The 11,684-nt window shown below is 54.7% G+C and carries 7 protein-coding genes; 5 read left to right on the top strand and 2 right to left on the bottom strand.

Features of this window, described 5'->3' with window-relative positions:
* Positions 1-3 precede the first annotated feature (3 nt).
* Together RA157_RS02495 and RA157_RS02490 are read left to right on the top strand one after the other, a co-directional pair.
* Positions 4-597, top strand: coding sequence for an MOSC domain-containing protein (locus tag RA157_RS02495; protein ID WP_350334905.1), 594 nt, complete (start codon positions 4-6; stop codon positions 595-597).
* Positions 598-690: 93 nt separating this feature from the next.
* Entirely contained in the window at positions 691-1,803 is a 1,113-nt protein-coding gene (locus RA157_RS02490; RefSeq protein ID WP_350334904.1) for an alpha/beta hydrolase, read from the top strand.
* A gap of 86 nt (positions 1,804-1,889) precedes the next feature.
* Here RA157_RS02490 and bmt read toward each other — a convergent pair whose 3' ends face one another.
* Positions 1,890-2,918, bottom strand: coding sequence for a betaine--homocysteine S-methyltransferase (gene bmt, locus RA157_RS02485; protein ID WP_350334903.1), 1,029 nt, complete (start codon positions 2,916-2,918; stop codon positions 1,890-1,892).
* A gap of 559 nt (positions 2,919-3,477) precedes the next feature.
* Here bmt and RA157_RS02480 point away from each other — a divergent pair.
* The 3 genes from RA157_RS02480 (at position 3,478) to RA157_RS02470 (ending at position 9,522) form a co-directional block, all read left to right on the top strand.
* The gene (locus RA157_RS02480) at positions 3,478-6,042 is read left to right on the top strand and encodes a GcvT family protein (RefSeq protein WP_350334902.1); all 2,565 of its coding nucleotides are present in this window, start codon (positions 3,478-3,480) and stop codon (positions 6,040-6,042) included.
* A gap of 322 nt (positions 6,043-6,364) precedes the next feature.
* On the top strand, positions 6,365-7,900 hold the full coding sequence (locus RA157_RS02475) for a trimethylamine methyltransferase family protein (RefSeq protein WP_350334901.1): 1,536 nt from the start codon (positions 6,365-6,367) through the stop codon (positions 7,898-7,900).
* Positions 7,901-8,106: 206 nt separating this feature from the next.
* A complete protein-coding gene (locus RA157_RS02470) occupies positions 8,107-9,522 on the top strand; it encodes an L-serine ammonia-lyase (protein WP_350334900.1) in 1,416 nt (471 codons plus the stop codon).
* Between the two features lie 88 nt (positions 9,523-9,610).
* On the opposite strand, the gene RA157_RS02465 is transcribed toward RA157_RS02470, so the two are convergent.
* Complete coding sequence (locus RA157_RS02465; RefSeq protein WP_350334899.1) at positions 9,611-11,665, bottom strand: ASKHA domain-containing protein; 2,055 nt, start codon at positions 11,663-11,665, stop codon at positions 9,611-9,613.
* Positions 11,666-11,684: the final 19 nt, after the last annotated feature.

Genomic DNA, 11,684 nt, shown 5'->3' with positions numbered 1-11,684 from the left:
TTCGTGATTTTACGCCCGACGTCGATTACAGGCCGAGTTGAGTGTCTGCTGGTCAACCGTGACCGGGAACAGGATTTTGCTGTTGACCGGATCGATGAAGTCTCTGTCACCTATGCAGGTTTTGAAGGAGAGGCGCATGGTGGATTGACCCGTCCATCCTGTGTGAGGGTGAAGAGGCAATATCCGGTGGGTACGGAAATTCGTAACACGCGTCAGATTTCCATTGTTTCTCAGGAAGAAATGGCAAGCGTGGCCTCGACGATTGAGATTCCCGGCATTGAGCCTGAATGGGTCTGGGCCAATCTGGTTCTGTCGGGTATTCCGGATTTCACACTGGTTCCACCTTCTTCCCGCCTGATTTTCGAGAATGGTGTTTCTCTTGTCTGTGATATGGAGAATGAGCCTTGCCGTTATCCGGCATCTTTGATTGAGCAGAAACATCCCGGTAAGGGAATGGGCTTTCCCAAAGCGGCCATTAACAAGCGCGGGGTCACAGCCTGGGTTGAGCGGGAAGGTATGCTGAAAATCGGGGAAACCTGCACCTTGCATATCCCACCGCAGCGCATCTATGAACCTGCGCTCAAGAAACGCGGATAGCTTTGCACGTTACGCTGCTCCGCTTGCGACGGTGTTGTGAATGTCTCTAAGAGATTGGCAATCATGATGTCTGGCTCTGTTTTACGAAACTGGATGTTGATTCTTCTCTCAGCTCTTGTGCTGTCGGGGTGCGCGCGGGGGCGTCCTGAAAGTGGGGCCCTGCTGACGAGTCTGCACCCTGATACAGGGGCTTCTCTTCATACGATCTTTGTTGCGAGCTCGCGACAGCGCGATGAGCGGCGCGGGACTTACTTCAACGGCGAGCGGGCCGAAGGGCTTAATTTCGCACAGTTTCACATCTCCGTGCCTCCGGGGCATGAGACCGATAAAATTGAGTGGCCAAGTACCTATCCGGGCAATCCGCAGGAGGCCTTTACCGTACGTGCTGCGGGACATTTGTCGACGCGTGATTTCTCACGGAATCTGATCCATGACGTGCAACAGGGCTCTGGTGATATTCTGATTTTTGTACATGGATACAACACGCATTTTGCTGAGGGTCTTTATCGGTTCACTCAGATTGTGCACGATTCCGGTTTTCCGGGGACCGCTCTTCATTTCAGCTGGGCCTCACGTGGGGAAGTACCGTTGTATCTTTATGACCTGAACAGTGCGACGGCAGCGCGGAACAGGCTTGAAAAGACAATTGAATTGGCTGCCCGCCATGCTAGGGGCAAGGTTCACATCATGGCTCATTCCATGGGCAATTGGCTGTTGATGGAAACCTTGCGTCAGTCCCGACTGAAGGGACAGGATCCTTTCCGTGGACGACGGGGGGCCGTCGTTATGGCCGCACCGGATATCGATCTGAATGTCTTTATGGAGCAGATGAAAGATATTGGAAAACCTGAAAGCCCCATTCTGCTGATCGCTTCAGGTGATGATTTGCCTCTGCAGCTGTCTGAGCGTCTTGGCGGTGACGTTCCGCGTCTCGGTGCTTATCGGGACAGGGATGCGCTTGCGGAACAAGGTCTCATTCTGCTGGATCTGACCGATGTTGATTCCGCCGATCGCAGTGGCCATTCAGCGTTCGCTGAGATCAGTGATATCCTGCCGCGTCTGGCCAGGCAGGCCCGTCTGGTTGATGGACGGACCGAAGATTCGGGTGTTGGCCAGAATCTTGTCCGGGTCGGGTCGAGCCTTACTGATCTGGTTCGGAATGCAGCAAGCACCGTTGTTCCAATCCCCGGTCTGGCAACACCATAAAACCTGGGCGGATCGACTGAAAATAAAAACCCGGCATCGGTGATGCCGGGTTTCTCGTATCTTTGACTGTCCAAATCTGGGGCAGATCAGGCGCTGCGACGACGACCTCCAGCACGGCGGCGGCGTGGCTGTGCCTGGCCTTCCGTTTCGCTGTTGGAATTGGCGAGATTTGCCACAAATGGTCCCGTCCGTGCGGCAATCACTTCATTGCTCGGGCGCGGGCCGCGTTCATGATGATCCATGGCATAACGCATTCTGGACAGGTGCTCACAGGCTGTGCCGCAGCAGCCGCCAATGATGCGTGCGCCGACATCGATTGCGAGGCGGACATAGTCTTCCATCAGTTCCGGCGTACCTGTGTAGATCACGCTGTCACCAGAAACCTGCGGGATGCCGCAATTGGCTTTGGCGACCACAATGATATCCGGGTAAGCGGCGGTCAGTTCGGAGATTGCTGCGAGGAGATCGGACGCGCCAACCCCACAGTTGGACCCGATTGCGACCGGCTCACATTTGAATTCCTTTGTCAGATCACCCAGACCCTTTGGCGACAGGCCCATCATGGTCTTGCCCGCTGTATCAAAGCTTGCGGTGAGCACGAAGGGAATATCGAGGCCATCAGCGGCTTCTGCTGCAGCTTTCATCTCTTCCGGAGATGACATGGTTTCGACCCAAAGGGCATCCGCACCTGCTTCTTTCAGGGCAACCATCTGCTCACGAAAGGCGTCAACGGCCCCTTCATAGGTCAATTCTCCAAGAGGGGCGAGCAGTTCTCCGGTTGGGCCGATGGAGCCTGCAATGATCACGGTTCGGTCGACTTCTGCGGCCACTTCCTGAGCAATGCGTACGGCTGCCTTGTTGATCTCAGCGACCTGATTGTCAAAAGCGTGCAGTTTCAGACGGTGCCGGTTTCCACCAAATGTATTGGTCAGGATGATATCCGATCCGGCTTCGATAAAGCCACGATGCAGCCGCTTGACGTTTTCAGGAAGGGTCAGGTTCCATTCCTCCGGCGGGTTGCCGGATTCAAGTCCCATGCCAAAGAAATTGGTTCCCGTTGCGCCGTCGGCGAGCAGAACGCCTTTCTCGGTAATCAGATCTTGTAACTTTGACACGGGAGCCTCCTGACTGTCGGCAAACTTCAGGTCGGTCGTGGACCGCCATAATTAACAATGCTGTGATTTTATAGCACGGCATGAACTGAGTTGATAGATAGACATAAGGATATCTTTATATAAAAAATCAAAAACTAATCTTTGTATAAATTCAAGAAATCTGGAGAGCGAAACGCCGGTAGTCGGCAAATGGCTTTCGTCAGTGCCTTTTGTCGGGGCATGCTGTTTCAGCGCGTTCCGCACTGTTGGGGGATGTGTTTCCGGGGGATGTGCGGAGATTCAGAAAGAATCTCAGCTGTATAGCTTCTTGTGTTAACTGGACATTGAATTCTGATGTCCGTCGGAGCCGGCTGTTCTGCTGCAAATGTCCAGGCAGTGTCCCCAATGATGTCGCTGATTATGCACTGTCATGAGAAACCGTCGTAATAGTCGCCAGAAACCGTCGGAATAGGTGTAGTTTTGACGCGCAAGCTATATAACATTGCGCCACAAGGAACGCATTCAGTCAAATGCGACAAATTCCTCATAAACATAATCTTCCAAGATGGAGATGGTATCCATGGCGCAGTTCCAAAAAAGCGCGAAGGTCGTCATTATCGGGCAGGGCGGTATTGTTGGTGCTTCCGTTGCTCACCACCTGATTGAACGTGGCTGGGACAACATTATCGGTATCGATAAATCCGGTATTCCAACCGACATCGGGTCCACCGGTCATGCATCAGATTTCTGCTTCATGACCGCTCATGATCAGATGACAATCTTCACCACCAAGTACAGCATCGACTTCTTTGAAGCGCGCGGTCGCTACGAGCGTATCGGTGGTATCGAGGTTGCTCGTAAAGACGACGATGAGCGTATGCGCGAGCTGGAGCGTCGCGTAACCTCCGGTCGTGCGTTCGGCAGCAATGTCCGGATGATGTCCGTTGAGGAAGTCAAGGAAAAGATGCCGCTGGTTGATACCGACTACATCCAGGGTGCCCTGTGGGACCCGGACGCTGGTCTGGTTGTTCCGCGCTCTCAGACTGTTGCCGGTGAACTGGTTCAGGAAGCAGAAGCAACCGGTAAACTGGAAACCATCGCGAACTGCTCCTGTACCGGTCTTGATATCGAGAACGGCCGCATCAAGGGTGTTCACACCGAAAAAGGCTACATTGCTACCGAGCATGTTGTTGTCTGTGCCGGTCTCTGGGGTCGTCTGATTTCTGAGATGGCTGGTGAAGATCTGCCGGTTATGCCTGTTGATCACCCGCTGACCTTCTTTGGTCCGTATGATGAGTTCGCAGGTACTGGCAAGGAAATCGGTTTCCCGCTGCTTCGTGACCAGGGTAACTCTGCATATCTGCGCGACACTGGCGCTGCTGGTACCACTGAAGGTGGCCAGATTGAATGGGGTTACTACGAAGAGAAAGAGCCGCGTCTGGTTCACCCGCGCGATATTCTCGAGAAGGAACAGGCCCGTCTGTCTCCGTCCCAGCGTGACCTTGAGATGGAACAGGTTATCGAGCCGCTTGAGCGTGCCATGGAGCTGACACCTATCCTGGGTGAACTCGGCTACAACGAAAAGCACTCCTTCAACGGTCTGCTTCAGGTGACAGCCGACGGTGGTCCGTCCATCGGTGAATCTCCGGATGTCCGCGGTCTCTGGTACGGTGTTTCCGTCTGGGTTAAAGACGGCCCAGGAACCGGCAAGATCATTGCTGACTGGATGACTGATGGTCGTACCCATATCGATCACGCCAGCATTGATTATGCGCGTTACTACCCGATCCAGAAGTCTGAAAAATACATCTACGACCGCTGCTATGAAACAGCGTTCAAGATCTACAACCCGCCGGTTCACTCCCGCGAGCCGTATTCCATGGGTCGTAATCTGCGGACTGCACCTTACTACCTTCGTGAGAAGGAATTCGGCGGCCACTTCATGGAAATCGTTGGTTGGGAACGTGCGCATGGTTATGCAGGCAATGACCATTTGCTTGAGAAATATGCAGACCGTGTGCCTGAGCGCCTGAATGAGTGGGACAATCGTCACTTCTGGCGTGTGTCCAATGCCGAGCATCTGGAGCTTTCCGAGAACATCGGCATGGTGAACCTGTCTCACTTTGCCATCTACGATGTGACCGGTCGTGATGCCGCGACACTGATGGAATATGTGTCTTCCTCCAAAGTGGCTGGTGACACAGCTGTCGGCAAAGGTGTTTACACCAACTTCCTGGATGACACCGGCGGTGTGATGGCTGACCTGACCGTTCTGCGTCTGGGCGAGAACCGCTTCCAGATGATCGATGGTGGTGATGCCGGTAACCGTGATGCGACCTATCTGCGCCGCATGGCTCAGGACAAGGGCTGGGATGTCTTTGTTGAAGACCGGACAGATCATTATGGCTGTATTGGTGTCTGGGGTCCAAATGCCCGTGCCACCCTGCAGAAGCTGGCTGATGACCCGGCTGGCCTGGATCTGGAAAACTTCGGATTTGGTGCATGTAAAAACTTCACCCTGCGCGGCGTGCCGGTCAAAGGCTTCCGTATCTCCTATGTCGGTGAACAGGGTTGGGAACTGCACTTCTCCATGAGCTATGGTCTGGCTCTGTGGGATATGTTCCGTGAACTGGGCATCACTCCGGTCGGCGTTGAGACCTACGCAAACAGCCGTCGTCTGGAAAAGAGCCTGCGTCTGCAGAATGCTGACCTCCTGACCGAGTATAACCTGCTTGAAGCAGGTCTTGCCCGTCCGAAGGTCAAAGCTGCCGACTTCCGTGGTAAAGCGGCCAATATTGCACAGCGTGAGCTTGACCATCAGGCCGCTCTGCTCTGCACCATGACCGTGACCAACGATGTGGATCAGGAAGGTGTTCGCCGCTTCATGATGGGCAATTGCCCGATCATTGATCCGCGCACCAACGAAGTGCTGATCGACAGCAAGGGCCGTCGCTCCTACACCACCAGCTTTGCCTATGGTCCGTCCGTAGACAAGAACATCGCACTCGGTTATCTGCCGCATGACTATTGCGAAGAAGGCCGTGAGCTGGAGATCGAGTATTTCAACCAGAAATTCCCGATCAAGGTGGAAGCAGTTGGCATGAAGGCTCTCTACGACCCGACCAATGCCCGTATGAAATCCTGATAGGATTTCCAAAACTGACAAACGATGCCGGGGCTGTGACCCCGGCATTTTTTATGGGGGTTGTCTGGTCTGACTGAACCCCTGAGCATGCCCGGTTATACAAAGAGACGAGCGGGTTATCAGCCGTGAACCTGCCGCGCGCAGAATTATTCTGCATTTTTCCCGGAATTGGATTGCAAAATATCGTTTCAGGCCTTGAAATGCTGCGTGACCGGCGGAATGGCGAATTAAGAGAACTGCAGGCCGCACGGAGAGCAGAACAGGATTGGAACTTTGTCACTATAGGGTAACTGTTGCACTAGTAGTGAATTAAGGAAAACAAATGTCCGACAGACAGGCTGCGCGGCGCGGGCGTTCCGCGCGTAGGGAAAAGCGAACGTCGGGCGGGGCTGTTGCAGCCGTGCCGTACATCACACGTGAAATTCCGCTGATGGAATACCTGAATGAAGAGGGGCTGTCCCGCGTTGAAGAGCAGGGCGAAACCATTCTTCAGGAAATCGGCGTTGAGTTCCGTGAAGATCCGGAAGTTCTTGAGATCTGGAAAAACGCCGGTGCTGACGTTGACGGAGAGCGCGTCCGCTTCCCGAAAGGTCTTCTGCGTGAAATCGTAAAGACCGCGCCGAGGGAATTCACCCAGTGGGCCCGTAACCCGCAGCGCAATGTCCAGATTGGCGGCAACAATACAGTGTTCGCTCCGGTCTATGGCCCTCCCTTCGTGACCGACCTGGACCGTGGCCGTCGCTATGGCACGATTGAGGATTTCCGGAATTTCGTCAAACTGGCTTATATGTCTCCATATCTGCACCACTCTGGTGGTACAGTCTGTGAGCCGGTCGACCTGCCGGTGAACAAGCGCCATTTTGACATGGTCTATTCTCACCTGAAATATTCTGACAAGCCGTTCATGGGGTCTGTTACCGCTCCTGAGCGAGCACAGGATTCCGTCGATATGGCGAAAATCGCTTTTGGTGCGGATTTTGTCGAGAATAACTGCGTGATGATCCAGCTGATCAACGCCAACTCGCCGCTGGTATGGGATGCGACCATGCTGGGTGCGATGAAGGTCTATGCACGCAACAATCAGGCTTGTATCACATCACCGTTCATTCTTGCCGGCGCTATGAGCCCGGTTACGGTTGCCGGTACGCTGTCCCAGGTTTATGCGGAAGCGCTGTCTGGTGCCGCTCTGACGCAGCTGCTGCGTCCGGGTGCTCCGGTTGTTTTCGGTGCATTCGTATCGTCCATCTCCATGCAGTCCGGTGCGCCGACCTTTGGTTCTCCTGAAGGGTCTCTGCTTCTGGCCGGTGCAGCCCAGCTTGCTCGCCGTATTGGCCTGCCATTCCGTTCCGGTGGTTCGTTTACAGCTTCCAAGCTGCCTGATGCTCAGTCTGCACAGGAAGCTGCGCACACGATCACCGCAACCCTGATGGGTGGCGTGAACTTTGCGCTACACTCTGCTGGCTGGCTCGAAGGTGGTCTCTGTTCTTCCTATGAGAAGCTGATCATGGATGCTGACCAGCTCGGCATGATGCATGTGCTGGCCAAGGGCGTGAAGACCGATGAAAACGCGCTGGCACTTGATGCCCTGCGTGAAGTTGGTCCAGGCGGTCACTATCTTGGTGCGGCTCATACTCAGGCCAACTTCGAATCCGGTTTCTACCGTTCTGAGATTGCCGACAACAACTCCTTCGAACAGTGGGAGCTGGATGGCCGTCTTGATATGGCACAGCGTGCCAACAAGAAATGGAAGAAGATGCTGGCTGAGTATGAAGCTCCGGAACTGGATGTTGCCATTGATGAAGCTCTCATCGACTTCATGGCACGCCGGAAAGATTCATTCCCGGACAGCAATATCTAACAGGCTTCGGCATCGCCGAACCAGTCAGGGAGGAGACCACTCCTCCCGAATAAAAATTTCCCTGTGGCGTCAAATGCATGTCGGCCACAGGGAATTTCCCATCGGAAATTTGTTATCCTTTCGTAGCATGTCTTGCTAGTGTCCCAGTTGCCGGGAATGCATGGCCAGTGTCGTGCCTTCTTTCTCCTTTCAAAGGATATCAGGGTATGGACACGGAACAGAAAACCCAGGAAGTCGTCAGCGTCTTCGATCTGTTCAAGATTGGAATTGGGCCATCCAGCTCGCATTCAGTCGGCCCAATGGTCGCCGCAAATCGTTATTGTGAGCGGTTGGATGATACAGGCCTCTTTGAAAAACTGGATCATGTGACGGTGGAGCTTTATGGCTCGCTGGCTTTGACCGGTGTTGGCCATGGTACGGATACTGCGACTATTCTCGGCCTGCTTGGTGAGCGCCCGGATCTGATTGACACGGAGACGGTGCCTGGCAAATTGGCGGAGGTTTACGAAACCGGACAGTTGAATCTGTTCGGCCGCAAGTCAGTTGCCTTTCCGAAATCAGCTATTGAATTCAAGTTTGGGGAATTTCTGCCGTTTCATTCAAACGGCATGAAGTTTGTTGCGCGTGATGCCGAAGGACAGGAGCTGGATTCACGCATTTATTATTCCATCGGCGGCGGCTTTGTGGTTTCGGAAGACGAGACAACCAGCAATGAACCTCCACAGCTGACAGTCGCGGCCCTCCCACATCCGTTTACAACAGCGGTAGAGCTTCTGGAGATCGGGCGGGAAACAGGCAAATCCATAGCTGAGATTGCTCTGGCCAATGAACTGGCTCTCAGGGATGAGGATGAGGTTTACAAGGGCCTCGACCGGATCTGGGACGTTATGCAGGACTGTATCCGTCGTGGTTGCCGGACCGAAGGTATTCTGCCGGGTGGTCTGAGCGTCAAACGGCGCGCGCCGACCATGAAGAGCCGCCTGCAGGAGCAGGCTGAATCATCCTATCAGGATCCGGTCAGTATTCTGGACTGGGTCAATCTCTACGCGCTTGCTGTCAATGAAGAGAATGCCGCCGGTGGTCAGGTGGTGACGGCACCGACCAATGGGGCTGCGGGCATTATTCCTGCCGTGCTCAATTATTATCGTAAACTGCATCCCAAGGCGACCGAGCAGGGGGTCTATACCTTTCTGCTGACGGCAGCAGCGATTGGTGTTCTCTATAAGCGGAATGCGTCTATCTCAGGCGCTGAAGTGGGGTGCCAGGGAGAAGTTGGCGTTGCCTGTTCCATGGCTGCTGCAGGCCTCACGGCTGCGCTTGGAGGTAGTAATGAGCAGATTGAGAATGCTGCCGAGATTGGCATGGAGCATAATCTTGGTCTGACCTGTGACCCGGTTGGCGGGCTGGTCCAGATCCCCTGCATTGAGCGGAATGCCATGGCTTCGGTCAAAGCGATCAATGCCACAACACTGGCGCTGAAAGGTGATGGCAGCCATCATGTGTCTCTGGATACAGTGATCGAGACCATGTGGGAAACTGGCAAGGACATGCTGGAGCGCTACAAGGAGACCAGCCAGGGCGGGCTGGCTGTGAAGGTTGGTGTGCATCTGCCCGAGTGCTGACGACCATTCCGGTGGTGATCTTTCGGGAGAACTCTCTGTAAAAAAAACGCGGCTCGGGGGCCGCGTTCTTTTTTGTCTGTCACTTGCTTCAGCCTCGGCGTGAGCGCCTACGTCCACCTCTCCGGCCACCGGATGCTTCATCATCACCCGGTTCGGCTGGTGCTTTCTTCTCCGGCAAGGTCACGTCTGCCCGCAGGTTGGTGAATGGATCCACCTTGTTGGGGAAAGCCATCGCATTGACGAAGTGATCCTGGAACTTTTTCTCAAGTGCCGTTTCGATCTTTTCGATCTCGCGGACGGTTTTCTCGATCTCGCGGCGATGCCCGCGATTGAGAAGAGCCATCCGGGCACCTGTTCCGGCTGAGTTGCCAACGCCTTTGACCTTGTCGAGCGGACAGTCCGGAATAAGGCCGAGCACCATGGCATATTTGGGGTCGATAAAGCTGCCAAATGCGCCAGCAAACTTGATGGCGTCGGGAGTCTCGATACCCAGTTTGTCCATCAGCAGCTTAACGCCTGCATAGAGAGCGGCCTTGGCCAACTGGATAGCCCGAACATCTGTCTGGATGATGGAGATAACCGTGTCGCCATGAGACCAGAGGACATAAGAGAATGTCCGGCCATTGGCGATGATACGGTCACTTTTCGCCTGCAGGGAGCCATCAACGACGCCGTCTTCGGAAATCACGCCTGCGAGATACATCTCGGCAATGACTTCCACAATGCCGGAACCGCAGATGCCGGTTACGCCGATTTCACCTGCCGCCTCAATGAAACCCTCTTCATCAGACCAGAGGTCAACACCAATGACTTTGAACCGCGGCTCGAGGGTTTCCGGGTTGATGCGTACGCGCTCGATGGCACCGGGAGCGGCCCGCTGACCACAGGAAATCTCTGCACCTTCAAAGGCCGGGCCGGTGGGTGAGCTGGCCGCAAGGGCGCGCTTGTTGTTGCCGATGATGATCTCAGCATTGGTTCCAACATCCACAACAAGCGTTGTTTCCTCGCCACGATGCGGGCCCTCTGTGAGGGCAACAGCTGCGGCATCAGCGCCCACATGGCCGGCAATACAGGGCAGGGTATAGATCCGCCCGCAGGGATTGATGCGAATGTCCATGTCACGGGCAAGATTGGTCATGCCTTCAGACACGGTCAGCGCGAATGGTGCGCCGCCCAGTTCAACCGGATCAACGCCGAGGAACAGGTGATGCATGACCGGGTTGCCAACAAAGACGCCTTCGACGATTTCCTCGCGATCGACACCGGCTTCTTCCGTCACCTGACCGATCATCGTATCAATGGCATCGCGAACGGCCTTGGTGAGCTCGGGCTGCTTGTCCGGGTTCATCTGGATATAGGACACACGGGACATCAGATCTTCGCCGAAACGGATCTGCGGGTTGGAGACACCTGCTGAGGCGACAACCTGTCCTGTGAGCATGTCATTCAGATGCATGGCGATGGTGGTGGAGCCGATATCAACCGCCAGGCCGTAGAGCCTGTCGTGGAAACCGGACCAAAGTCCAGTTACTATCGGATGTCCCTTGTCTTCAAAGACCGCTGCGGTGACTTTCCAGTCGCCTTTACGCAGAATGGTCTGGAGAGACTTGTAAATCGGGAAGTCGATTGTGAGGTTCTCATAACCCCATTCGGTCTTGATCGCTTCAATGAGCCGGTCAGCATCGGAGAGCGGGTTCTCCATATCCGGCTCTTCCACTTCCACATAGCAAAGCTGGGTTGCCGGGTCGCGGTCGATATGCCGGGTATCTGCTGCCTTGCGCACCATTTGGCGGTTGACCTGTCCCTCATCAGGGACGTCGATGACCAGATCGCCGGTGACAAACGCGGAGCAGCTCAGGCGGCGATCGTCTGCCAGATCACGCTTTGAGGCGTAGCGTTTTTCCTTCTCGGAAAACTGCGACAGGTTTTCAGCAGAGCTGGTGATGTTGTACTTGGCGAACTGGCCTTCTGAGACGCTGACCTGACACCGGCCACAAATACCACGTCCGCCACAGACGGATTCGATATAGACACCCAGGGATCTTGCCGCGTCGAGAACAGGTGTGCCGACCTCAAAGGTGCCCCTGCGACCGCTTGGCTGGAAAATGACCAGCGCTTTGTCTTTTGTTCCGGTTTCCGTCATTCCCGACTCCATTCACTTA

The organism is Coralliovum pocilloporae, from assembly GCF_030845175.1.
In the GTDB taxonomy this organism is placed as follows: Bacteria; Pseudomonadota; Alphaproteobacteria; order Rhizobiales; family Cohaesibacteraceae; genus Coralliovum; species Coralliovum pocilloporae.
Note: the sequence above shows the minus strand (reverse complement) of the source record. Positions and strands in the feature narration are given on the sequence as shown.